Source organism: Mycobacterium avium subsp. avium (genome assembly GCF_009741445.1).
Classification (GTDB): Bacteria; Actinomycetota; Actinomycetes; order Mycobacteriales; family Mycobacteriaceae; genus Mycobacterium; species Mycobacterium avium.
Map to the genome: position 1 here is coordinate 1192400 of NZ_CP046507.1, position 25091 is coordinate 1217490.

Below are 25091 nucleotides of genomic sequence, written 5' to 3' on the forward strand. Positions count from 1 at the left end.
CAGGCCGTCTCTCAATGGTTTCAGCGTCATTCGCACGGGTAGGCGTGCGCTATGGCTTTGGCAATGATCACCGGCGCGTCGAGCGGAATCGGACTCGAACTCGCGGAACTGTTCGCCCAGCGCGGTTATGACCTGGTGGTGGCCGCCGAAAACGACGGCATCTACCCGGCGTCGGACAGCTTGTCCCGCTGGGGTGTCGACGTGCGGCCGGTACAGGTCGATCTGCGCACTCCCGATGGCGTCGAGAAGCTCTATCGTGAGGCCACCGAGGGTGGTCGCGGGTTGGACGCGGCCGCCCTGAACGCGGGCGTGGGCGGCGGGGGCAGTTTCGTCGAGGGCGAGCTGGCGCACGATCTGTCCATCATCGACCTGAACGTGCGCTCGACCGTGCACCTGGCCAAGCTGGTGCTGCGCAACATGACCCGGCGCAACACCGGGAAGGTGCTGTTCACGTCGTCGCTGGCGTCGATGGCGCCCGGGCCGTTCGAGGCCGTGTATCACGCCTCCAAGTCGTTCGTTCAGTCGTTCGCCGGGGCGCTGCGGGACGAATTGCGCGATACCGGAATCACCGTCACCTCGCTGATGCCGGGCACCATCGAGACCAACTTCTTCAGCCGTGCGGGCATGGATCAGACCCGGGCGGGCCAGAAGCCGAAGGACGACCCGGCCGAGGTGGCCAGGCAGGGGTTCGAGGCCATGATGCGGGGCCACCGCAAGGTCGTCGGGGGCTCGCTGACCACCAAGACGGTCGGGGTGGCGCTGCGGTTCCTCCCCGACTCGTGGAAAGCGGCTGCCAGCCGGGTGAATTCCACACCGGCGGGCCGGCGGTAATCGCGCTCAGCCCAAGGTTTTCCGGCGGGCGGCTTCTTCTAGGAGATCGGCGGTGGTCTCGATGCTTTCGGCGGGCTTGGTCATCCGGGCGGCCAAGTCGCGCGCCCTGGTCGCATAGTCGGGCGCCAGGATGGTGCGCAGGTCGGCCACCAGGGTCTCGGACGTGGTGGCCGAAAAACGCCGGGCCGTACCCACTTTCAGGCGTTTGATCTGCGCTGCCCAATAGGGTTGATCGGCCGAGCTCCACAGGGCCAGGGTCGGGATGCCCGCTCGCAGGCTCGCCGCGGTGGTGCCCGAGCCGCCGTGGTGGACGACGGCCCGGCAGGCTGGGAAGACCGACGCGTAGTTCACCGGCCCGACCACCTTGACGTGGTCGAAACGCGGTACTCCGCGCACGTCGGTGCCCCCGAAGCAGATCAGCGCCCGCTCTCCCAGCCGCGCACAGGCGGCGCCGATCATTTCGACTGTGGCAGTGGGAGATTCGAGCGGAATGCTTCCGGAGCCGAAGCAAATCGGCGGGGTTCCCGCGGCGATCCACGACGCGACGTCGTCGTCGGATTCCGTGGGCAGCTCCATCGTCAGCGCGCCGACGAACGGGCGCCGGTCGCCCCAGTGCGCCCATTCGGCGGCCAGGCCGGGGAAACACACCTCGTCGTAGGCCTGGATTTCCAGCCAGCCGTGCTCGGCGATCCTTCGCTGCGAACGTCGGGTCGCCTTGGGCAGCCCGAGTTGGCGGCGCTGCGCGTTGTCGACCTTCTTTGTCGAACGCCAGAACAGCCACTCGATGGCCGCCATCGTCGAGCGCACCAACGGTGACGGCATGTTCGGCACCAGCTGCCCGTTGGCGCGCATCGGGAAGTGGTGCAGCGATGCCAACGGAATGTCGTAGTACTCAGCCACATTGGCGGCGGCCTGTTCGAAGTTCAGGCCGGTGCTCAGCAGGTCCGCCCCCTCGGCCACCGATTTGAGCGTGGCACTTGCGTCGGCCCAGTACTTGATGATCGGATCCCACACCTTGAGGACCAGCCTGATCGGGTTGCGGAAAAAGTCTCGCCACATGTTGCGCAGGAATTCCTCGTCGAGGAACTCCTGCACCTTGGGGCCGTAGGGCACCGCCGCCAGCCCGGTCGACTCGACGAAGCCGACCAGTTCGGGGGGGACGGCCAGGCGAACGTCGTGGCCCCGGCGCAGCAGCTCACGGCCGACCGCGGCGGACGGCTCGATATCGCCGCGAGTCCCGTAACTGGCCAGGGCAAATCTCATGACAGGTCCCAGTCTTGCAGTCGTCGTCCGTAGCTAGGAATCTCGGTCATTATGGCTGGTGCATAGGGCGCCGGCGCACCCGAGGCTGAGTTCCGCCAATGGTGTTGGAAGTACGGCCTACAACCGGTTAGTGTCAGCGTTATGTCGAGGATCGGGAACAGCCTGGTGACTATTGCGTTGAACTCAGCTCGCAACAGGAAATCCCTAGAGCCTACAAGGTTGGCGGCAGCATACGGCTGGTTCCTCGGCGACCATTTGGTTTCACCACCTGCGATCGCCAAACAACGCCATCTACTTAATGTGTTCAAGTCGCGCAATCACCGCATCTTCGTCGAGGCTGGCACATACAAGGGGCAAACTACTGCTTTTTTTATCCCTCATGCGGACCAAGTGATCTCAGTCGAGTTGCATGATGGGCTTTTCGCTGCGGCCCAGAAGCGATTTGCTCAGCAGCCGAATGTGACCCTCGTTCGTGGCGACTCGCTCGTCGAAATCCCAAGGATTGTTGCGACTTGTTCGAGTCCACCGTTGGTGTTCCTCGACGGACACTTCTCAGGTGCCGGCACAGCCAAAGGGGAGGAGATGGAGCCGGCGGAGTCTACGCTGGGCCGCCTCGCAGACGTGACTCCGGCGGGCACGACCATCGTGATTGATGACTTGCGGCTTTTTGGATCTGGCCTTTCCGGATTCCCTCAATTGGACACGATCACGGGAAGCGCACGCGCTGCGTTCCCAGGCGCGCTGATACGCACTGGTCTGGACTCAATTGTTGTCGAAGTCCCGCTAGGGAACTGAATCACGGGTGGACGCGATCGGCGTCCGGCGCCCTCCCACCCTGGTATGCACGCTGATCCAGCTAGCGGCTCTTCGCATGACGCATAGCCCTTGCAATAAGCACCTTCAGCTCAAGGTACTTATTGGTCACATATAGTAGGCCCTTGGAGTGATAAGTGGCCCGAAGCCGCGCCTCGAGTTCATCGAGATCGGAGCTCGCGAGAACGTTTGATGGGTGCACTAGCGGCAGGTCCAGGTCCTCGGCAATCAATGCAGCGTAGATTTGGTCCCACTTGGTGTGTGTATGCGTCGCGTCAGCCTCGAAGCCGATGTTGTGCACCAGGTTTCGTGCGGGAGTGGCGCAAAGGCCCGAGTTCGCCCATATGCTGTAGAACCACCGCCAGGCCCATGTGTCGACCCTATTTTCGTAGACGATGTATTGGAATATGCCCTCCCAGTGGTAGCGCTCAGTTGTCTTCGAGAAGTATTGGTCAAAGAGCTGCCGGTCTCTGATCTCTGGCCAATGTGTCATTTTCACATCGTATTTTGCCCAAGCGCGCTTCCACGTGGCCCAATCCCAGACGTGTGGGTATCTGGAAAAATAGTAACTATCCGTTATATCCGCGTGCCCAAATAGATGATTATTCCCTGAGATCATCATAACGCGTTCGTCGTTCTCATAGCGGTCGAGGAGGTCGGCGCAATATTCGAAGAAGGAGGGCGATGGCACGCAGTCGTCTTCAAGGATTACCGCTTTATCGACAAGCTCGAAGGCGCGTGTTATACCGGAGGAGATCCTAGGGCATGTGCCCATGTTGGTGTCGGCGAAATCCCTTTCGATCTCGCAATCCCAGTCGACTTCGTCAATGATCGCGCGCGTCGCTGCGCATTTCTCGGCCTCGCCCGGCCGGCTGGCACGCGGACCGTCCGCAATCACCAGGAGCTTTTCCGGCTTGGCTGCTCGAATCCTTTCAAAGACTTTCCTCGTGGTGTCTGGACGATTGAATATCATAAAAATGATGGGTGGCGTCGAGGTCATTGACTCATCCTTAGTTGAAAGATGTTCCAAAAAGAGTCAGCCGAGTATTCGATGATTCCATCTAGCGCTCGCAAACAGAGTGCCGCACCTTGCAGAAGTCGCTGTGAGGGATCCAAAGCCGGGATAACTCTGCTCCGAAACGATTTGGGGCATGGCGGCACCGTGGATCGCAATTGTCATAAAGCTCTCCTCAAATTCGACCCATGCCGTAATACTCAAAACCCTCGTCTTTCATGCGCTCAGGATCGTAGATATTTCTGCCGTCGAAAACGACGCAACCTCGCATGGCCGATCGGACCCGTGACCACGACGGACGCTGGAACTGTTTCCATTCCGTGAGGAGTAGGAGCGCATCGGCACCTTGAACCGCGTCATACATGTTCCCGGCGTACTCGATTGAATCGCCGAGAACCTTTTTCGTCTGCTCCATCGCTTCGGGATCGAATGCGCACACCGTCGCACCGAATTCAACCAACTTTTCTGCGATGACTAGGGAAGGGGCCGCGCGCACGTCGTCCGTCTGGGGCTTAAAGCTCAATCCCCACAACCCAATGCGCAGCCCGTCGAGATTCTTCTCGGACCCACCGAAGCGGGTGATGATCTTGGATACAAGAGCGGCCTTCTGCTCGTCGTTGACTCGCTCGACCGCACGAAGCAGGTGCATGTCCGAGCCAAGGCAGTCGGCCGTGTACAACAACGCCCTAACATCTTTCGGCAGGCAGGAGGCGCCGTAGCCTATCCCCGGGAACAGGAAGTCATATCCGATTCGCTTGTCTGCCCCGATGGCCTCCCGCACCGCTGAGATATCGGCGCCGGCCTTCTCGCACAAGTTGGACATCTCGTTGATGAACGAAATCTTGGTTGCCAGAAAGCAGTTAGCCGCATATTTCGCCATCTCAGCGCTTCTTACATCGATGGCAATGAGAGGGTGGAAGGTACGCAGGAACGGCTCGTAGAGCTCTTCCATGATCCTGAGGGCGCGCTTGGAATCGCTGCCGATCACGACGCGGTCGGGTTGCATGAAGTCGGCGATTGCCTTGCCTTGCTTCAAGAATTCTGGGTTGGAGACGACGTCGAACTCCTGGTCGGTCTTGCTTCGAATGATCGCTGTGATCTGGTCGGCGGTGCCGACAGGAACCGTCGACTTGTCGACGATCACCTTGTACCGGTCGATGTATGACCCAATGTCGTCCGCAACCGAGAAGACGTACGTCAGGTCCGCCGCCCCGCTTTCACCCATGGGCGTCGGGACGGCGATGAAAATGACGTCCGCGTGCTCGATTCCGCGTTGCCGGTCGGTGGTGAAGTCAATCAGCCCGTTCTCACGGTTCCTCGCAATCAACTCGGCCAACCCGGGCTCGAAAATCGGGACACTGCCTGCGAGGAGCAAATCGATCTTGGCCTGATCGATATCGACACAGACGACATCGTTGCCGCTATCCGCGAGACAGGCGCCCGTGACGAGGCCTACATAGCCTGATCCGACCACCGAAATTTTCAAGATGACCCCTTCAAGTCCCCGATCGGTCGACGACCATACTGCCGCAACTCTGTACCCTCCGTGGGTAATTCGCATGTCGCGTTCGTAAGGAGCAGCCAGCGAGTCGGGGACGTTCGGTGAGAGAGTCGCAGGACTACGAGGTTGCCGGTGCGATACATCACAGTGTTGCGTCTGTCGGCAACGATGCAGCAAGAACCCACGGGGCAGCCCTGAACTGCGCGCATGACCGGTCCTTGTCCTGGCACCTTTGATCGGCCACCGCTTCCATGCGAACATGACCAGAATCCATAGCGCGTGGTCAAGCAGCGGGGAGGTAGACGTCGGTGTCATCTGCTCCAACCGTGTCGGTGATAACGATTTCGCTGAACGATCTCGAGGGATTGAAAAGCACCGTGGAGAGCGTTCGCGCGCAGCGCTATGGGGGGCGAATCGAGCACATCGTCATCGACGGTGGATCGGGCGACGCCGTCGTGGAGTATCTGTCCGGCGATCCTGGCTTTGCATATTGGCAATCTCAGCCCGACAACGGGAGATATGACGCGATGAATCAGGGCATTGCCCATTCGTCGGGCGACCTGTTGTGGTTTATGCACTCCACGGATCGTTTCTCCGATCCAGATGCAGTCGCTTCCGTGGTGGAGGCGCTCTCGGGGCATGGACCAGTACGTGATTTGTGGGGTTACGGGAAAAACAACCTTGTCGGACTCGACGGCAAACCACTTTTCCCTCGGCCGTACGGCTATATGCCGTTTAAGATGCGGAAATTTCTGCTCGGCGCGACGGTTGCGCATCAGGCGACATTCTTCGGCGCGTCGCTGGTAGCCAAGTTGGGCGGTTACGATCTTGATTTTGGACTCGAGGCGGACCAGCTGTTCATCTACCGTGCCGCACTAATACGGCCTCCCGTCACGATCGACCGCGTGGTTTGCGACTTCGATGTCACGGGACCTGGTTCAACCCAGCCCATCCGTGAGCACTATCGGACCCTGCGGCGGCTCTGGGACCTGCATGGCGACTACCCGCTGGGTGGGCGCAGAGTGTCGTGGGCTTACTTGCGTGTGAAGGAGTACTTGATTCGGGCCGACCTGGCCGCATTCAACGCGGTAAAGTTCTTGCGAGCGAAGTTCGCCAGAGCTTCGCGGAAGCAAAATTCATAGAAACCAACTTCTACTGCCTGACCTGAGCAGCGCCGAGGCGCGCAGCGCGATCAGTGCGACCTGAACGGCCAGGTGGAAAGCGCCACCGATCCCGGCACCGAGTGCCTGACGCTTCGGATCCCTTGCACCACAACGAGAGTGAGAGCGCCATGATGAGGAAATATCGGCTGGGCGGAGTCAACGCCGGAGTGACAAAAGTGAGAACCCGGTGAAGCGAGCGCTTATAACAGGGATCACGGGGCAGGATGGTTCCTACCTCGCCGAGCTACTACTGAGCAAGGGATACGAGGTTCACGGGCTCGTTCGTCGAGCTTCGACGTTTAACACGTCGCGGATCGATCACCTCTACGTTGACCCACACCAACCGGGCGCGCGCTTGTTCTTGCACTATGCAGACCTCACTGACGGCACCCGGTTGGTGACCCTGCTCAGCAGTATCGACCCGGATGAGGTCTACAACCTCGCAGCGCAGTCCCATGTGCGCGTCAGCTTTGACGAGCCAGTGCATACCGGAGACACCACCGGCATGGGATCGATCCGACTTCTGGAAGCAGTCCGCCTTTCTCGGGTGGACTGCCGGTTCTATCAGGCTTCCTCGTCGGAGATGTTCGGCGCATCTCCGCCACCGCAGAACGAATCGACGCCGTTCTATCCCCGTTCGCCATACGGCGCGGCCAAGGTCTTCTCGTACTGGACGACTCGCAACTATCGAGAGGCGTACGGATTATTCGCAGTGAATGGCATCTTGTTCAACCATGAGTCCCCCCGGCGCGGCGAGACTTTCGTGACCCGAAAGATCACGCGTGCCGTGGCGCGCATCCGAGCTGGCGTCCAATCGGAGGTCTATATGGGCAACCTCGATGCGATCCGCGACTGGGGCTACGCGCCCGAATATGTCGAGGGGATGTGGAGGATGTTGCAAGCGCCTGAACCTGATGACTACGTCCTGGCGACAGGGCGTGGTTACACCGTACGTGAGTTCGCTCAAGCTGCTTTTGACCATGTCGGGCTCGACTGGCAAAAGCACGTCAAGTTTGACGACCGCTATTTGCGTCCCACCGAGGTCGATTCGCTAGTAGGAGATGCCGACAAGGCGGCCCAGTCACTCGGCTGGAAAGCTTCGGTTCATACTGGTGAACTCGCGCGCATCATGGTGGACGCGGACATCGCCGCGTTGGAGTGCGATGGCACACCATGGATCGACACGCCGATGTTGCCTGGTTGGGGCAGAGTAAGTTGACGACTACACCTGGGCCTCTGGACCGCGCAACGCCCGTGTATATCGCCGGTCATCGGGGGCTGGTCGGCTCAGCGCTCGTACGTAGATTTGAGGCCGAGGGGTTCACCAATCTCATTGTGCGATCACGCGATGAGATTGATCTGACGGACCGAGCCGCAACGTTTGATTTTGTGTCTGAGACAAGACCACAGGTGATCATCGATGCGGCCGCACGGGTCGGCGGCATCATGGCGAATAACACCTATCCCGCGGACTTCTTGTCCGAAAACCTCCGAATCCAGACCAATTTGCTCGACGCAGCTGTCGCCGTGCGTGTGCCGCGGCTCCTTTTCCTCGGTTCGTCATGCATCTACCCGAAGTACGCTCCGCAACCTATCCACGAGAGTGCTTTATTGACTGGCCCTTTGGAGCCCACCAACGACGCGTATGCGATCGCCAAGATCGCCGGTATCCTGCAAGTTCAGGCGGTTAGGCGCCAATATGGGCTGGCGTGGATCTCTGCGATGCCGACTAACCTCTACGGACCCGGCGACAACTTCTCCCCGTCCGGGTCGCATCTCTTGCCGGCGCTCATCCGTCGATATGAGGAAGCCAAAGCTGGTGGTGCAGAAGAGGTGACGAATTGGGGGACCGGTACTCCGCGGCGCGAACTTCTGCATGTCGACGATCTGGCGAGCGCATGCCTGTTCCTTTTGGAACATTTCGATGGTCCGAACCACGTCAACGTGGGCACCGGCGTCGATCACAGCATTAGCGAGATCGCAGACATGGTCGCTACAGCGGTGGGCTACATCGGCGAAACACGTTGGGATCCAACTAAACCCGATGGAACCCCGCGCAAACTATTGGACGTCTCCGCGCTACGCGAGTTGGGTTGGCGCCCGCGAATCGCACTGAAAGACGGCATCGATGCAACGGTGTCGTGGTACCGCACAAATGCCGATGCCGTGAGGAGGTAAAGCTGCGGGTCGGCCGATGTTATCCCTCCGGCCGGACGGGTAGGGCGACCTGCCATCGAGTGGTACGGCAGTCGCCTGGCCGGCGAGGCGCATGGCCTATGGGAGTATCCAATAGCCTGGCTTGGCTCGCCCCTACGCATTATCAGTTGACCGCTTTCGCGCCAGCTCGCAGGCTTGCGGCAGCATCCCGTTCAGGTCTCCTCATGGTCCGGTGTGGCACGACCACGCAAGCTCGAACCGACTCGTTTCCCAATTTCGCATGCTAATATCGCTCGATGGATTTTTTGCGCAACGCCGGCTTGATGGCTCGTAACGTTAGTACCGAGATGCTGCGCCACTTCGAACGAAAGCGCCTATTAGTAAACCAATTCAAAGCATACGGAGTCAACGTTGTTATTGATGTCGGTGCTAACTCCGGCCAGTTCGGTAGCGCTTTGCGTCGTGCAGGATTCAAGAGCCGTATCGTTTCCTTTGAACCTCTTTCGGGGCCATTTGCGCAACTAACGCGCAAGTCGGCATCGGATCCACTATGGGAGTGTCACCAGTATGCCCTAGGCGACGCCGATGAGACGATTACCATCAATGTGGCAGGCAATGCGGGGGCAAGTAGTTCCGTGCTGCCGATGCTTAAAAGTCATCAAGATGCCTTTCCTCCCGCGAATTATATTGGCACCGAAGACGTTGCAATACACCGCCTTGATTCGGTTGCATCAGAATTTCTGAACCCTACCGATGTTACTTTCCTGAAGATCGACGTACAGGGTTTCGAGAAGCAGGTTATCACGGGCAGTAAGTCAACGCTTAACGAAAGCTGCGTCGGCATGCAACTCGAACTTTCTTTTATTCCGTTGTACGAAGGTGACATGCTGATTCATGAAGCGCTTGAACTTGTCTATTCCCTAGGTTTCAGACTGACGGGTTTGTTGCCCGGCTTTACGGATCCGCGCAATGGTCGAATGCTTCAAGCTGACGGCATTTTCTTCCGTGGGGACGATTGACATAAATGCTCCGTCGGCACCCTGCCGGTATCCAAACGGGCGATCTGGTGAGCCGGCCTCCCGGGCACCTAATCGACTATCTAAATTGAGGCGGCCGCGACGTGCGGCACGAACAGGTGGCCGGCTGCTAGCGTTACACACGTCATGACTGCGCCAGTGTTCTCGATAATTATCCCTACCTTCAATGCAGCGGTGACGCTGCAAGCCTGCCTCGGAAGCATCGTCGGGCAGACCTACCGGGAAGTGGAAGTGGTCCTTGTCGACGGCGGTTCGACCGATCGGACCCTCGACATCGCGAACAGTTTCCGCCCGGAACTCGGCTCGCGACTGGTCGTTCACAGCGGGCCCGATGATGGCCCCTACGACGCCATGAACCGCGGCGTCGGCGTGGCCACAGGCGAATGGGTACTTTTTTTAGGCGCCGACGACACCCTCTACGAACCAACCACGTTGGCCCAGGTAGCCGCTTTTCTCGGCGACCATGCGGCAAGCCATCTTGTCTATGGCGATGTTGTGATGCGTTCGACGAAAAGCCGGCATGCCGGACCTTTCGACCTCGACCGCCTCCTATTTGAGACGAATTTGTGCCACCAATCGATCTTTTACCGCCGTGAGCTTTTCGACGGCATCGGCCCTTACAACCTGCGCTACCGAGTCTGGGCGGACTGGGACTTCAATATTCGCTGCTTCTCCAACCCGGCGCTGATTACCCGCTACATGGACGTCGTGATTTCCGAATACAACGACATGACCGGCTTCAGCATGAGGCAGGGGACTGATAAAGAGTTCAGAAAACGGCTGCCAATGTACTTCTGGGTTGCAGGGTGGGAGACTTGCAGGCGCATGCTGGCGTTTTTGAAAGACAAGGAGAATCGCCGTCTGGCCTTGCGTACGCGGTTGATAAGGGTTAAGGCCGTCTCCAAAGAACGAAGCGCAGAACCGTAGTCGCGGATCCACATTGGACTTCTTTAACGCGTTTGCGTCCTGATCCACCTTTCAAGCCCGTTCCGCGTAACGCGGCGCGCAGAGAGTGGTCGCATATCGCATCACTGTTCTCGTGCCAGTGCTTGGAAAGCGTCGAGCACTCTGGTTCGCGTTCTTGACGTTCGCGCCCGCTCCTAGAGGTAGCGTGTCACGTGACTGAAGCCAATGAGTGCAACTCGGCGTCGCGAAAGGTTTCAGTCGCGGTTGAGCAAGACACCGCAAGACTACTGGAGTGCGTGCACAAGCGCCTCCAGCTCGCGGCTGAAAGCGGATGCAAAGGGATTCGAAGCTTGAGCAACATGCGAAGGGGAGAACGGCCTATGAGGCTGGGACAGGTTTTCGATCCGCGCGCGAATGCACTGTCAATGGCCAAGTAGAAGTCCCCGCTGGTGGCCAGCAGAAGTCCCCACTCCGCTGCGGGTGGTTGGCTAATTCTTGGCGGCTCCCTTCTTGTGGTCGGCGTGGCGCATCCGGTAGGACTCGCCGGAGGTGACGACGATGCTGGCGTGGTGCAGCAGCCGATCGAGGATGCTGGCGGCGGTGGTGTGCTCGGGCAGGAATCGCCCCCATTGTTCGAAGGGCCAATGCGAGGCGATGGCCAGGGAGCGGCGCTCGTAGCCGGCAGCCACGAGCCGGAACAACAGTTGAGTCCCGGTGTCGTCGAGCGGGGCGAAGCCGATCTCGTCCAAGATGACCAGATCCGCGCGGAGCAGGGTGTCGATGATCTTGCCGACGGTGTTGTCGGCCAGGCCGCGGTAGAGGACCTCGATCAGGTCGGCGGCGGTGAAGTAGCGGACTTTGAATCCGGCGTGGACGGCAGCGTGCCCGCAGCCGATGAGCAGGTGACTTTTGCCCGTACCAGGTGGGCCAATGACCGCCAGGTTCTGTTGTGCCCGAATCCATTCCAGGCTCGACAGGTAGTCGAACGTGGCTGCGGTGATCGACGATCCGGTGACGTCGAACCCGTCGAGGGTCTTGGTGACCGGGAAGGCTGCGGCCTTGAGACGGTTGGCGGTGTTGGAGGCATCGCGGGCAGCGATCTCGGCCTCAACCAACGTCCGCAGGATCTCCTCCGGTGTCCAGCGTTGCGTCTTGGCGACTTGCAACACCTCGGCGGCGTTGCGGCGCACCGTGGCCAGCTTCAACCGCCGCAGCGCCGCGTCAAGGTCAGCAGCCAGCGGTGCCGCCGAGGACGGTGCCACCGGCTTGGCAGCGGTGGTCATGAGGCCGTCCCGTCGGTGGTGTTGATCTTGTAGGCCTCCAACGAGCGGGTCTCGACGGTGGGCAGATCGAGCACGAGTGCGTCGCCGGCGGGGCGGGGTTGTGGGGTGCCGGCGCCGGCGGCCAGGATCGAGCGCACGTCGGCAGCGCGGAACCGGCGAAACGCAACCGTCCGGCGCAGCGCGTCAATCAAAGCCTGTTCGCCGTGGGCGGCGCCAAGGCCGAGCAGAATGTCGAGTTCGGATTTCAGTCGGGTGTTGCCGATCGCAGCAGCACCGACGAGGAACTGCTGCGCTTCGGTTCCCAATGCGCAGAATCGTTTCTCTGCTTGGGTTTTTCGGGCGAGGACCACGCGAGGGTGCGGGTCTGGGTCCGTCGTAGTGTTCATCGAGGATGGACACCTCACCTGGGCTGACGAGCTCGTGCTCGGCCACGATCACACCGGTCGCAGGTTCCAACAGGATCAGGGCGCCATGATCGACCACCACCGCCACGGTGGCACCGACGAGCCGCTGAGGCACCGAGTAACGAGCTGAGCCGTAACGGATGCACGAGAGGCCGTCGACCTTACGGCGCACCGACCCCGAGCCGATCGTCGGCCGCAGCGAGGGCAGCTCCCTCAAGACGGTGCGCTCGTCAACCAAGCGATCGTTGGGCACGGCGCAGATCTCCGAGTGGACCGTGGCATTGACCTCGGCGCACCATAGTTGCGCCTGGGCGTTGAGGGCACGTAGGTCGACCTGCTCACCGGCTAACGCAGCTTCGGTCAGCAGCGGCACCGCAAGGTCGTCCTGAGCGTAGCCACAGAGGTTCTCCACGATGCCCTTCGATTGCGGATCCGCACCGTGGCAGAAGTCCGGAACGAAGCCATAGTGGGACGCGAATCGCACATAATCCGGTGTTGGAACAACAACATTGGCGACGACACCACCTTTGAGGCAGCCCATCCGGTCGGCCAGGATCTTGGCCGGAACCCCACCGATCGCCTCGAGGGCTTCGGCGATCATCGCCAGCGTGGTCGAGGCTTTCTCGTCGGCGGCGAACCGCACAAACCGCCACCGCGAATAGGCCAGCACCGCGCAGAACACCATCAACCCCGGTGCAGCTTCGGCCCAATCCATCACCAGATAGTCACCGGGTGACCAGACCGCCGGACGGCGTTGATGCCGGTTAGCGTTGCGCCACAATACTTTCTGCTCGGCTACCAGGCGGCGGAAGTTACGGGCCGAGCCCTGATACCCGGCAGCTCGGGCGATCGGCAGCATCCGCTTCGCCGACATCTTGCCGTGTGATTTCTCGACTCGGGTGGCGACTAGATCGGTGAACGCGTCGAGGTTGCGTGGCCGTGGTTCCCGCGGGGGCGCGCCACCGGCCTCGGCCCGCTCGATGACCCGCTTGACCGTCTTGTGCGTAGTACCGCACAGCTCGGCCGCGCCGCGATACGACCCGACCTGGTGATACGCCGAAATGATGTTCATACGCTCCCTTGCAGACTTCAATAGAGCTCCCTGGGCGGTGATCAAGTGACAGTTGGCGCTATCACCGTCACCGCCCAGGCCCTCAGCTCCCGGAAAAGACACGACGAGCCCGCAAAGGAGTGGGGACTTCTACCTGGCCACCAGTGGGGACTTCCTACTGGCCACAGATGGGGACTTTCTCATGGCCATGGACATGCACTTAATGCGTGGCGCTTGGTGTTGGCGAGCGGGGTGATCCTATGGCATTCGTTTCCGCTCACTGGACGTATGCCGTGGGCGCCGTTCGTCCAGTTGCTTGGCCTTGGATGCGTTGATGGTTTCTTTGCGGTCTCCGGCTATCTCATCGTCTCGAGCTGGCTTCGCAACCCGCATCCCGCCCAATACTTCACCGCTCGATGTCTTCGTATTCTCCCGGGTCTGTGGATCTGTCTCGTCTTGACGGCGTTTGTCATCGCTCCGATAGGTGTGGGCGCCCAGGGCGGTTCGGCCGCGAAACTACTGATGTCCGGCGCTCCGATCGAGTATGTGCTAAAAAACAGTGCGGTTTGGATGGTTAAGTTCGATATCGGTGGCACACCTCGCGATATTCCAGTTGCGGGTATTTGGAACGGTTCTCTGTGGACATTGGGTTGGGAGGTGCTTTGCTATATCGGCGTAGCAGTATTTGGTATGCTCGGACTTCTTAGTCGCCGTTGGTTCGTTCCAGGGATATTGGTCCTGGCGCTGTCGTGGTCGGTGTTCTTGCCGGCATGGGGCGGAATACACGCGATCGCCTCCAATGCTGCGCGATTCGCTGTGATGTTTTCGGCCGGAGCGTTGCTGTATCAATTCCGTAACGTGATTCCGGCTCGGTGGTCCTTCGTTGCCGTCGGCCTCATTATCGTTGTGGTTTCCTCTGCCGTGCTGCCGAACTACCGGTTGGTGGCGGCCCTTCCGATGGCGTACCTAATCATCGCTTCGGGTTCGCTCATCCACAATCAAAGGATGAGGTTCCGCACCGATCTATCCTATGGAGTATATATTTATGCGTTTGCAATTCAGCAGTTGCTGGTCCTGTGTGGATTTGCCGAGATAAATCCAATCGCTTTCTGCGCGATTTCTGTCGCGGCTATTTTGCCGCTCGCCGCGCTCAGTTGGTTCTTGGTCGAGAAACCTGCATTGTCCTGGAAGAGTCGTCTCCGGCGGAAAAACAGTTCAATTGCGCTAGCCAATATGGAAGATGGTGGATCAGTCGACCGCTCAAATGACATTCCCGGAAGGCGGGCCCGCTTTATTGGCGAGAAAGCCGAAGATCCTCCCGCGCCGAGCCCAAAACCGGCTTTGTAAGGCGTTGTGTTCCGGCTGAGAGCCGGTCGGTGGTCAAGCGATTCACCACTCAACGCGGGACCCATCCAATACTGTTGCCAGCCAAGACGGTTGCGAGCGCTGACCAGAAAGCGATGATGTTTCTGGGTGCTCGTGCGGTTCGGAAGCTGCACGTTCGGAACGTCACTATGTTGTGGCGTCCGCACTGCGCTGGCCGGGAACTGGCGGGCCGACTTAAGCGGTGGCTTCAGCGGCCAATCGATAGCCGCGCACGGCTATGGGGATAAACACGGCGATCAGCACGACCGCCCACGCAAAAGTTATGGCCAAGGGCCACAAGATGGGGCCTCCGTGGGCGAGGGACCGCATCGCCTCGATGGGTGGCGATATTGGTTGCATGCGGATCAATGGTCGTGCCCAATCCGGGAACAGCTTGATGGGCGTGGCACCAGGATTGACGAACGCCAGCGCGAAGGTGGCGCTCAACAGCCAGGTCATCGCCGTTCGGCCCTTCTTTCGGACCGCCATCGCCATTACCAGCGCCGTGAACCCAGTTACGGTGATCGACGGGATCAGAAGGAAAAGCAGTGCAGCGGCCCAGCCGTTCGTGAAGCGTAGCCCCATGGCCAGCGCGATGGCTGTGATCAGGATGGTGCCAATGAGTGCGCGCACCACTTCAGCGATCACCCACCCGGTAACCGCGCTGGCCCGGTGTATGGGCAGCACCCACATCCGACTGAGCACGCGGGATTCACGGTCTATGGTGATCCCGACCGAGTTGCCGAGCGAACCGAACAGAGCGGATATCACTGCGCACATGGGTGCTATGCCGTAAACGCTTCCGATGCCGGTGACCTGGTGCACCCGCTCGCCCAGCACAATTTGGTAGGCAAAAAGAAGAAAGATGGGAAGCAACAGCGAGCCCATGAGGACTGCCTGGTCACGCCTCCATCGCAGCAGGAGTCGCCCCGCCTGCACCAAGCTCTGGGTCAACAGGGAACCTTGTGGCTGTAGGCGATGTGCCACTAGCCGCGCCTTTGCATCCGCAGCGTGATTGCGCCGAAGACCAGCACCATGCCCGCACACCAGGCCAGGGCGGCCGTCGCATTGCTGAGCACCACACGTCCGGCAGCTAAGCCGCGCAGTGTCTCGGCGAATTGCGACACCGGTTGGTTGCGGACAAACGGTTGCAGCCAGGCTGGGAATGTCTGTTCCGGGGCAAGTCCGGTGGACAGCATGAACAGCAGTAGCTGGGGGACAAAGAGCAAATGGCTGGCCCCCTGGACGCTCTTGGCGCGAGATCCCACTGCATCGGCACCCAGCGTCACGGCCAAGCACAACAACAGCGCTATGAAGAGAAACGCCATCGCATAGCCCAGTCCGCCCGTTATGCGGAAACCAAAGGCGTAACCGGCAACCATCGCGACAACCAGGGACAGCAGCGCCCGCATCAAGGTTGCCGCAACGCGTGCGGTCACCGTGGCGGCCGCGGCGATGGGCAGCGTTCGCATTCGCTCCCCGAACCCGAAAAGATGGTCGCGTGCCGCACGGTCCGCCGTGAGCAGTCCTAGGACGATCATCGACTGAACCACCACCGCGGGCAGCAGGTACTGCGAATAGCTGATCCGGCCGGTGTCAATCAGCCCATGCAACGCCACGGTGAAGCCTGCCAAATACGCTGCGGGCGAGACTATCTCGAAGATCATCTCGCCGTCGCGTGCCGCGGACTTCAGCGAGCGTTCGGTCAGTGCGGCCAAAACGCTCATGGTCGCGCGACGGTCCGTTCGGTTAGGTGCAGGAACGCCTCGTCCAGCGAGGGCTTGCGCAGCAAGATGTCGGCGAGCTCGAGCCCCAGCGCGTCCACGCGGCGGAATACCTCGACCAGGGTCGCCACGCCGTCCGGGGCGAACACCGATACCGAACCGGTGTCGTTGTCGATATCAACCCCGTCAAGGCCGGTCAGCGTGGCCACTACCTGGGGCAGGTCGGCGGGGTTGGCCGGGGTCACCTGGCAGTAGCTGGTCCCCACCGCCCGCTTGAGTTCCTCGGACGTGCCGCTGGCGATCACCCGCCCGTGATCGATGACGACGATCGAGTCGCTCAGCACGTCGGCCTCTTCCAGGTACTGGGTGGTCAGCAGCACGGTAATGCCCTGCACCCGCAGCGAGCTCACCAGCGCCCACACGTCGCGGCGGCTGCGCGGGTCCAGCCCGGTGGTCGGCTCGTCGAGGAAGAGCACCTTGGGCGGCACCACCAGGGCGCTGGCCAAATCGACGCGGCGGAACATGCCCCCGGAGTAGGTCGACAGCCGCCGGTCGGCGGCGTCGACCAGGTTGAACTGTTCGAGCAGTTCGTCGGCGCGGGCCTTCGCCCGCCGCCGATTGAGTCCGCGCAGCCTGCTGAACAGCACCAGGTTCTCCCGGCCGGTCAGCATGGGGTCCAGTCCGGTGAACTGCCCGGCCATCCCAATGCTGGCACGTACCTCCGCCGGCCGGCGGACGACGTCATGCCCGGCGACGCTGGCCCGGCCCGACGTCGGGCGGATCAGCGTAGACAAGATGTTGATCGTGGTGGTTTTGCCCGCGCCGTTGTGGCCGAGCAGCCCGCACACCGTCCCGGCCGGAACCGAGAAGTCCACTCCGGCCAGTGCGACCGTGCTTCCCCCGAATTTCTTTGTGAGGCCTTCGACCTCGATCGCCGGTGCGCTCACGGTTGGAGTATTTCACGGTGCGCACCGCCGTGTCGGCGGTATAGGTGGAAAGCGATCCGGGGCAGGGCACCGGCCTTTGCCGACCCGCTCGCCAAACCCGTTCGCGGCGGGGGAGTTCCGAATGTCCGGGGCAAAACCATTGACGTCCAATCCTTTTCGCCGAACGCGTCGACCGTTTCGCGGCCAACGCCGGGTGAGGCGACGAGAAGCACCTAGGCGGTCGGCCTGGGGACCGGGATTTCGGCCGTGTCGGCGTCCGCGTCGTCGTTCTGGTGCAGCAGGACGCGCACCGACCGCCGGGTTCCCTCGGACCGAAGCAGCTGGCTGGCCGGTCGCCGCCGCACCAGCTGCGGCCACCAGAACCAGCGTCCGAGCAGCGCGGCGATGGTGGGCGTCATGAACGAGCGCACGATCAAGGTGTCGAACATCAGACCCAGACCGATGGTGGTACCGACCTGACCGATGATGCGCAGGTCGCTGACCACCATCGAAGCCATGGTGAAGGCGAACACCAAACCGGCGTTGGTGACCACCTTGCCGGTGCCGCCCATCGCCCGAATGATCCCGGTATTGATCCCGGCGGAGATTTCCTCCTTCATCCGGGACACCAGCAGCAGGTTGTAGTCCGATCCCACCGCCAGCAAGACGATGACCGACATCGGCAGCACCATCCAGTACAGCTGGATGCCGAAGATGTACTGCCAGATCAGCACCGACAACCCGAACGAGGCGCCCAGCGACAGCGTCACCGTGCCGACGATGACCAGCGCGGCGATGAAGCTTCGGGTCAGAATCAGCATGATGATGAAGATCAGGCACAGCGCCCCGACGCCGGCGATGAACAGGTCGTAGGTGGATCCGTCCCGGAAGTCCTTGAACGTCGACGCGGTGCCGGCGAGGTAGACCTTGGCGTTCTCCAGGGGAGTGTTCTTGAGCGCCTCCTCGGCCGCCGATCTGATCTTGTCGATCCGGTTCAGGGCTTCCGAGGTGGCCGGGTCGCCCCGGTGCGAAATGATGAAGCGGGCCGCCTTTCCGTCGGGCGACAGGAACTGGCTCATCGCCTTCTTGAAGTCCGCGTTGTCGAAGATGTCCGGGGGCAGATAGAACGAGTCGTCATTCTTGGACGCATCGAACGCCTCGCCCATGGCGGTGGCATCCTTGCTATTGCTGTCCATCTGGCCGATGATCCCGGACATGGTGCTGTGGTTGGTCAGCATCATCCTGAGCATGTCCTCCGACATCGCGATCATCGGTGGATATTGCTCGAGCAGCTGCGGCATCAGCCGGTCCATGTGATCGAGGTCTTGCAGCAGGTACGTCATCTTGTCGCTGAGCGTGTCGACGCCGTCGAGCGTTTCAAAGATGTTCCGCAACGACCAGCATATCGGGATGTCGTAGCAGTGCTTCTCCCAGTAGAAGTAGCTGCGCAGCGGACGCCAGAAGTCCTCGAAGTCCGACATCTTGTCCCGCAATTCCCAAAGGACGGTGGCCATTTCCTTGGTCTTGACGATCGAGTCGTGCGTGATGTCGGTGAGCCGCTTCTGCAGCTCGTAGATGTGCCTCATGATCTCGATCTGCTTGCGCATCAAGTCGGCCTGCACGAGCATGTCGTCCATCCGAGCCTTCATGTACCGGATGTCTTGATGCATGGTGGCCTGCTGCATGCTGAGCAGGAACGGGATCGACGTGTGCTGGATCGGCGTGCCTTCGGGACGGGTGATGCCCTGCACACGAGAAATCCCGTGAACCCCGAAGACTCCCTTGGCAAGTCGATGCAGCACCAGGAAATCGGCGGGGTTACGCATGTCGTGGTCAGCTTCGATCATCAAGAGCTCGGGCATCATCCGCGACTGGGTGAAATGCCGGTCGGCGGCCGCGTATCCGACGTTGGCCGGAACACTGTCGGGCATGTAGAGCCGGTTGTTGTAGCTGGTCTTGTAGCCCGGCAGGGTGACCAGGCCGACCAGGGCGACCGCGATGGTGGCAGTCAGGATGGGCGCGGGCCAGCGGACGATCGCTGTCCCGATCCGGCGCCACCGGCCGAAGCCGATGGCGCGCTTGGGATCGAAGAGGCCGAAGCCGCCGCCGACGGTCAGCACCGCCGGAACCAGCGTCAGGGCGATGAACACCGAGATGAGCATGCCCACCGAACACGGCAGGCCCATGGTCTGGAAGATGGGCATCCGGGTGAAGCTCAGGCACAACATCGCGCCGGCGATGGTCAAACCCGAACCCAACACCACCGGGGCGACGCTGCGATAGGTGGTGAAGTACGCCGTCGCGCGGTCCTCGCCGGCCTGACGCGCCTCTTGATAACGGCCGAAAAAGAAGATGGCATAGTCGGTTCCGGCCGCCATCGCCAGGGCCACCAGCAGGTTGACGGCAAACGTCGACAACGGCATCAGATTGTTGTTGGCGACGAAGGCGATCACGCCCCGCGCGGCGAAGACTTCGATGCCCACCGTGAGCAACAGCAACACGACGGTGGTGACCGAGCGGTAGACGAAGAGCAGCACGATGAAAATGATCAGCGCGCCGATCAGGGTCATCTTCAGGATCGAGCGGTCACCGGCGAGCTGCATATCGGAGAACAACGCCGCGGGCCCGGTGACGTAGGCATTCAGTCCGGCGGGCGGTGGGATCCGCGCGATCACGTCGCGGACGGCCGCCACTGATTCCTGACCCAGCGTGGTGCCCTGGTTGCCGGCCAGATTCAACTGCACGTAGACGGCCTTGCCGTCCGGGCTTTGCGCGCCCGCCTGGGTGAGGCGATCTCCCCACAGGTCCTGCACGTGCTCGACATGCTTTGTGTCGTTGCGTAATTCACGAACCAGCTTGTCGTAATAGGCATGCGCGTCATCGCCCAGCTGCTGCTGCCCCTCGAGCACCAGCATGGCGAAGCTGTCCGAATCGGACTCTTTGAAGTCCCGGCCCATGCGCTGCATGGCCTGCACCGCCGGCGCGTCCTGCGGCGCCAACGGCACCGAATGCTGCTGACCGACGATCTCCAGCCGTGGCACGCCGAACGTCACCAACAGCGTCAGCGCCACCCAGCCGAGGATGATGAACACCGCCAGCCGGCGGATGACCCGCGCAAAAGCCCCGGGAGGCCGGACGCGTTCGGTAGTCATGCTGCCCTCACGTTGTTCACCACGATTGCCGTTTCCATCCTGAAGTGGAAAGCGCCGCCTATTGCGGCTGCTTCAGGAGTAGTGAACGCACCAACGGACGAGGACCGGTCGGGCGCAGCATGGTGCTGGCCGGGCGAGGACGGACAAGCTGTGGCCACCAGAACCAGCGGCCCAGCAACGCGGCGGCCGACGGCGTCATGAACGCCCGCACGATCAGCGTGTCGAACAGCAGGCCCAGGCCGATCGTCGTGCCCACCTGGCCGATGCTGCGCAGGTCGCTGACCACCATCGCGCCCATGGTGAACGCGAACACCAGACCGGCGTTGGTAACCACCTTCCCGGTGCCGCCCATCGCGCGGATGATGCCGGTGTGGATCCCGGCCGCCAGCTCCTCCTTCATCCGGGACACCAGTAGCAGGTTGTAGTCGGACCCCACCGCCAACAACACGATCACCGAAGTCGACAGCACGGTCCAGTGCAGCTGCATGTGCAGCAGGTACTGCCACACCAGCACCGACAACCCGAACGACGCCCCCAGCGACAGCAACACCGTGCCCACGATCACCATGGCCGCGATGAAGCTGCGCGTCATGATCAGCATGATGATGAAGATCAGGCAGAGCGCGGAGACGCCTGCGATCAACAGATCGAATTTCGATCCATCCACCAGGTCCTTGGTGATCGCCGCCGTGCCGGTCAGATAGATCTTGGAATTCTCCAGCGGTGTTCCCTTGAGCGATTCTTCGGCCGCGGTCTTGATCTGTTCCACCCGGGACAGACCCTCGGGTGTGGCGGGGTCACCCCGTTGAGTGATAAGCAGCCGGACGTCCTTGCCGTCCGGCGACATGAACACCTTCTCCACCCGCTTGAAGGAGTCGGAGCCGTTGATGATGCCCGGCGGCAGGTAGAACGAGTCGTCGTTGCGGGAGGCGTCGAAAGCCTGCCCCATCGCGCTGGGATCCTTTGCGCTGGAATCCATTTGGCCGATAACGCCGGACATGGTGCTGTGCATGGTCAGCATCATGGTGCGCATGCCCGACATGGTTTCGATCATCGGCGGGATCTGCATGACCAGCTGCGGCAGGATGGCGTCAAGCTGATCGAGGTTCTTCACCAGATCGCCCAGTTTGTCGTTGATCTCGTCGACGCCGTCGAGTGCGTCGAAGATGGACCGCAGCGAGAAACAGATCGGAATGTCGTAGCAGTGCTTCTCCCAGTAGAAGTAGCTGCGCAGCGGACGCCAGAAGTCCTCGAAATCGGAGATGTGATCGCGCAATTCTCCGGTGATCTCCTGCATTTCATGTGTCGTCTGGACCATGTGGTGCGTCGTTGCGACGAGCTCGCGCATCAGGTCCAGCATGTGCTGCATGATGCCGATCATCTTGCCCAGCTCGTTGGCCTGGACGAGCATGTCGTTCATCCGGTCCTTCTGGAAGGCCATGTTCTGCAGCTGACTGGCCTGGCCCATGCTGATGATCCAGGGAATCGTCGTGTGCTGCAACGGAACTCCCTCGGGGCGGGTGACCGTCTGCACGGTGGCGATGCCGGGGACCGCAAGAACACCCTTGGCGAGTTTGTTGATCACCAACATGTCCGTCGGGTTGCGCAGATCATGGTCGGTCTCGACCAGCAGGATCTCCGGCATCTGCATCCGCTGCCCGGGGAAATGCCGCGCCGCCGCCGCATAGCCCACGTTCGCCGGGATGCTGTCCGGAATGAATTTCTGGTCGTCATAGCTGGGCCGGTAATTCGGCAGCGCCAGCAGTCCGACCAGCGAGACCGCCAGGGTGGCGATGAGAATAGGCGCCGGCCAGCGCACGATCGCGGTGCCGATGCGCCGCCACCGCCGGGCCGAGACCGCCCGGCGCGGCTCGAACAGGCCGAACCGGGCCCCGGCGGCCAGCAGCGCCGGCCCGAGCGTCAGTGCGACCAGGACCGCGATCGAGATGCCCACCGCAACCGGGATACCGAGCGGCTGGAAGTAGGGGAGTCGGGTGAAGCTCAGGCACAGCACCGCACCGGCGATGGTCAAGCCGGAGGCCAGCACCACCTTGGCCACCCCGTTGAACGTGGTGTAGAAGGCCTCTTCCCGGCTCTCGCCCGCTTGCCGTGCCTCCTGATATCGGCCGACGAAGAAGATGCCGTAGTCGGTGCCGGTCGCGATGACGGCGGCCACCAAGAGGTTGACCGCGAAGGTGGTGAGACCTACCACCCCGAGATGGCCCAGTAGCGCGACCATTCCGCGCGCGATCTGCAATTCCAGGCCGACGATCAGCAACAGCAGAATGACGGTGATGACCGATCGATATACCAGCAGCAGCGTCACGAAGATGACGATCAGGCTGGCCAGCGTCACCAGCATGACCGTCTTTTGCCCCGCGATGTTCATGTCCGCGACGATCGGTGCGGGACCGGTGACGTAAACCTTGAGACCTGGCGGGGGAGAAGCCTCCTGGACCAGCTTCCGAATTGCCGCCACGGATTCGTCACCGGCGGCCGCGCCCGCATTTCCGTTCAGGTTCACCTGAACGTAGGCGGCCTTGCCGTCCTGGCTTTGCGCGGCGCCGCGGGTGAGCGGATCGCCCCAGAAGTTCTGCACGTGCTGCACGTGCTTGTGGTCGTTTTCCAGCAGCCGAATCAGGCGGTCGTAGTAGGTGTGCGCGTCGTCGCCGAGTTGCTGCTGGCCCTCCAGCAGGATCATGGCCAGCGCGCCGGTGTTGGTTTCCTTGAAGTCCTCGCCGAGGCGCTCCATCGCCTTGAACGACGGCGCCCCAATGGGACTCAGCGACACCGCGTGCTCGGCCTCGACCTGCTCCAGCGAGGGAACGCCGATGGTGATCAGCACCGCAACCGCCAGCCAGCCCAAAATGATGGGAACGGACAAACGGTGAATGATCCGCGCCACCCGTGGTCGCGCGGCCTGCTGGGTCTCCAATTGCTGGGTACTCATGTGGCCGTCAACACGCAGTAGGTGAATGCGTTCAATTCGTGCGAGATCCTCTCGGTTTTGACAACGCCGTCCACCAGAATGCGGCAGCCGAGACTATCGCTATTGCCCTGTGCCACCACATTTCCCACGATCGACGGCAACGTCGTCGAGATATCGAACGTCCACGGCAGCTCGACGCCGTTGATGTGCTGCGGTTCGCCATTGGCGTCGAAATAGCTGATGTCGGCCATCGCGCCGGCCGGCCCGAAGACCTCGTACTTCACGTGCTTGGGGTTGAACGGTTTGGTGTCCTGCTGCCTGGTGTCGGCGTACGACGGGCGCTTCTCCGAACCGAAAATCCCGTGCAGTCGCGAGACGGTCAAACCGCCGGCAACCACCACCGCCACGATGACCAGCGGAATCCACAGCCGCTTCAAAAACCCGACAAACGTGGTGCCCAGGTTCCGGCCACCCCTGCGGGGGCGACTTTGCTGTATGGGGCGAGTCGATGATCGACGAGCAAAGCCCAGGAAGCCACGTCGACGGCGAGGCGATCGGCTAACGTCCTGTCCTTCCGTGAATGCGTTGTCGGGCCGGGCCCGTACGTCGGGTTCGACCACTGCACCCCCTTCACCCGTATCCACGCCCGCGCCGTTTCCGTCGCCCGAACATCCAACTGCACGTCGGTCGCGACACGCCAGACTGCGGTGCCGCGATGCGGTGCCCGTCGCAGACTAGCCGTGCATCCGTCACCTCATGCGAGCCCCGCCCCCCGGGAGCGCGACCAGATCTTGATGAGTAAACCATGCCATTGACGTCCATATCACTGCTTTGGCAACGCGATACGCGATCGTAATGCCTATCGCGTGCGCAAACGGCATTTTGCTGAAGCGACGAATCTGCTCCCTACACATGTCCTTCGCAAGGCCGCCCACTTACCTAAGCACAGCCGCCCGCGCCGTGTCACCGCCCGGTTCGCCTCGGGGCTTGTTGCCAGCAGCCTGCCAGGTACGCGCCGCGCGTTGGGCTCGCGGTGATTTTCCCGACCCCCGCGACTTCGGCTAGGCTGTGAGCCACAAGCACAATAACTTCATCGGCCGCAAGGACGTGCCTGCTCCAATAGCGAAATTTCGCAGTCAACGCCATTGATGCAGGTCGCTGCAGCGAATAAAGGGGCATCGGGGCCCCACCGCACACCGATCACCCGATGGCGACAACAGCCTTGCAGGTCACAGCAGGAACTTTGGCCAAACCACCGACGGGCACTGTTGCCCTGAACTATGGTTTGGACCTGTTCCACTCATGTCCACTATGCATCCTGGAGAATTGTGAGCATCAATCCATTCGACGACGACAACGGCAGCTTTTTCGTCCTGGTGAACGACGAGGAGCAACACAGCTTGTGGCCGGCCTTCGCCGATGTTCCAGCTGGCTGGAGGGTGGTACACGGGGAAGCGGACCGCGCTGCGTGTTTGGAGTACATCGAGCAGCACTGGCCCGACATTCGGCCGAAGAGCCTGCGGGACAAGCTCGCAACGGGTCGGGGTTTTGATCAGTAACCTGCCGGGGTA

At 61.4% G+C, this 25091-nt stretch carries 18 protein-coding genes and 2 pseudogenes; 9 read left to right on the forward strand and 11 right to left on the reverse strand.

The window, feature by feature from the left end:
• The first annotated feature begins 51 nt into the window (after positions 1 to 51).
• A complete protein-coding gene (locus tag MAA44156_RS05925) occupies positions 52 to 831 on the forward strand; it encodes an SDR family NAD(P)-dependent oxidoreductase (protein ID WP_023880201.1) in 780 nt (259 codons plus the stop codon).
• 6 nt (positions 832 to 837) lie between these two features.
• Here MAA44156_RS05925 and MAA44156_RS05930 read toward each other — a convergent pair whose 3' ends face one another.
• Complete coding sequence (locus MAA44156_RS05930; protein ID WP_009977498.1) at positions 838 to 2094, reverse strand: glycosyltransferase; 1257 nt, start codon at positions 2092 to 2094, stop codon at positions 838 to 840.
• 219 nt (positions 2095 to 2313) lie between these two features.
• On the opposite strand from MAA44156_RS05930, the gene MAA44156_RS05935 reads away from it, so the two are divergent.
• The gene (locus tag MAA44156_RS05935) at positions 2314 to 2889 is read left to right on the forward strand and encodes a class I SAM-dependent methyltransferase (protein ID WP_126215962.1); all 576 of its coding nucleotides are present in this window, start codon (positions 2314 to 2316) and stop codon (positions 2887 to 2889) included.
• A gap of 61 nt (positions 2890 to 2950) precedes the next feature.
• On the opposite strand, the gene MAA44156_RS05940 is transcribed toward MAA44156_RS05935, so the two are convergent.
• Both MAA44156_RS05940 and MAA44156_RS05945 read right to left on the reverse strand, forming a co-directional pair.
• Positions 2951 to 3907, reverse strand: coding sequence for a hypothetical protein (locus tag MAA44156_RS05940; protein ID WP_023880200.1), 957 nt, complete (start codon positions 3905 to 3907; stop codon positions 2951 to 2953).
• 190 nt (positions 3908 to 4097) lie between these two features.
• Positions 4098 to 5408: a UDP-glucose dehydrogenase family protein gene (locus MAA44156_RS05945; protein ID WP_009977496.1), complete on the reverse strand. Its 1311-nt coding sequence runs from the start codon at positions 5406 to 5408 to the stop codon at positions 4098 to 4100.
• Positions 5409 to 5731: 323 nt separating this feature from the next.
• On the opposite strand from MAA44156_RS05945, the gene MAA44156_RS05950 reads away from it, so the two are divergent.
• The 5 genes from MAA44156_RS05950 (at position 5732) to MAA44156_RS05970 (ending at position 10707) form a co-directional block, all read left to right on the forward strand.
• Positions 5732 to 6565: a glycosyltransferase family 2 protein gene (locus tag MAA44156_RS05950; protein ID WP_029248518.1), complete on the forward strand. Its 834-nt coding sequence runs from the start codon at positions 5732 to 5734 to the stop codon at positions 6563 to 6565.
• 208 nt (positions 6566 to 6773) lie between these two features.
• Positions 6774 to 7805, forward strand: coding sequence for a GDP-mannose 4,6-dehydratase (gene gmd / locus MAA44156_RS05955; RefSeq protein ID WP_009977492.1), 1032 nt, complete (start codon positions 6774 to 6776; stop codon positions 7803 to 7805).
• Positions 7760 to 8764 carry a GDP-L-fucose synthase family protein gene (locus tag MAA44156_RS05960; protein ID WP_085988258.1) on the forward strand — a complete coding sequence of 335 codons (1005 nt, stop codon included), beginning with the start codon at positions 7760 to 7762 and terminating at the stop codon, positions 8762 to 8764. Before gmd ends, MAA44156_RS05960 begins: the two co-directional genes overlap by 46 nt.
• A 275-nt stretch (positions 8765 to 9039) precedes the next feature.
• Positions 9040 to 9762 carry an FkbM family methyltransferase gene (locus MAA44156_RS05965; protein WP_009977489.1) on the forward strand — a complete coding sequence of 241 codons (723 nt, stop codon included), beginning with the start codon at positions 9040 to 9042 and terminating at the stop codon, positions 9760 to 9762.
• 144 nt (positions 9763 to 9906) lie between these two features.
• On the forward strand, positions 9907 to 10707 hold the full coding sequence (locus tag MAA44156_RS05970; protein ID WP_003876142.1) for a glycosyltransferase family 2 protein: 801 nt from the start codon (positions 9907 to 9909) through the stop codon (positions 10705 to 10707).
• Between the two features lie 467 nt (positions 10708 to 11174).
• On the opposite strand, the gene istB is transcribed toward MAA44156_RS05970, so the two are convergent.
• Positions 11175 to 11969: an IS21-like element IS1612/ISMav1 family helper ATPase IstB gene (gene istB, locus MAA44156_RS05975; protein ID WP_009979999.1), complete on the reverse strand. Its 795-nt coding sequence runs from the start codon at positions 11967 to 11969 to the stop codon at positions 11175 to 11177.
• Positions 11966 to 13466: pseudogene (gene istA, locus MAA44156_RS05980) on the reverse strand (IS21-like element ISMav1 family transposase). Before istA ends, istB begins: the two are co-directional and overlap by 4 nt.
• A gap of 171 nt (positions 13467 to 13637) precedes the next feature.
• Between istA and MAA44156_RS05985 the strand changes: the two are divergent.
• A pseudogene (locus tag MAA44156_RS05985) lies at positions 13638 to 14771 on the forward strand (acyltransferase family protein); the annotation flags it as partial.
• A gap of 213 nt (positions 14772 to 14984) precedes the next feature.
• On the opposite strand, the gene MAA44156_RS05990 reads toward MAA44156_RS05985, so the two are convergent.
• From MAA44156_RS05990 to MAA44156_RS06015, 6 genes are all read right to left on the reverse strand, one after another.
• On the reverse strand, positions 14985 to 15776 hold the full coding sequence (locus MAA44156_RS05990; RefSeq protein WP_010949127.1) for an ABC transporter permease: 792 nt from the start codon (positions 15774 to 15776) through the stop codon (positions 14985 to 14987).
• Positions 15776 to 16516: an ABC transporter permease gene (locus MAA44156_RS05995; RefSeq protein ID WP_009977483.1), complete on the reverse strand. Its 741-nt coding sequence runs from the start codon at positions 16514 to 16516 to the stop codon at positions 15776 to 15778. Before MAA44156_RS05995 ends, MAA44156_RS05990 begins: the two co-directional genes overlap by 1 nt.
• Complete coding sequence (locus MAA44156_RS06000; RefSeq protein ID WP_009977481.1) at positions 16513 to 17460, reverse strand: daunorubicin resistance protein DrrA family ABC transporter ATP-binding protein; 948 nt, start codon at positions 17458 to 17460, stop codon at positions 16513 to 16515. The genes MAA44156_RS05995 and MAA44156_RS06000 overlap by 4 nt, the downstream gene beginning before the upstream one ends.
• A gap of 212 nt (positions 17461 to 17672) precedes the next feature.
• A complete protein-coding gene (locus MAA44156_RS06005) occupies positions 17673 to 20591 on the reverse strand; it encodes an MMPL/RND family transporter (RefSeq protein ID WP_023880196.1) in 2919 nt (972 codons plus the stop codon).
• A gap of 58 nt (positions 20592 to 20649) precedes the next feature.
• Entirely contained in the window at positions 20650 to 23541 is a 2892-nt protein-coding gene (locus MAA44156_RS06010) for an MMPL/RND family transporter (RefSeq protein ID WP_023880195.1), read from the reverse strand.
• Complete coding sequence (locus tag MAA44156_RS06015) at positions 23538 to 23957, reverse strand: MmpS family transport accessory protein (protein ID WP_003876149.1); 420 nt, start codon at positions 23955 to 23957, stop codon at positions 23538 to 23540. Before MAA44156_RS06015 ends, MAA44156_RS06010 begins: the two co-directional genes overlap by 4 nt.
• Positions 23958 to 24848: 891 nt before the next feature.
• Here MAA44156_RS06015 and MAA44156_RS06020 point away from each other — a divergent pair.
• Complete coding sequence (locus MAA44156_RS06020) at positions 24849 to 25079, forward strand: MbtH family protein (RefSeq protein ID WP_003877688.1); 231 nt, start codon at positions 24849 to 24851, stop codon at positions 25077 to 25079.
• Positions 25080 to 25091 lie beyond the last annotated feature (12 nt).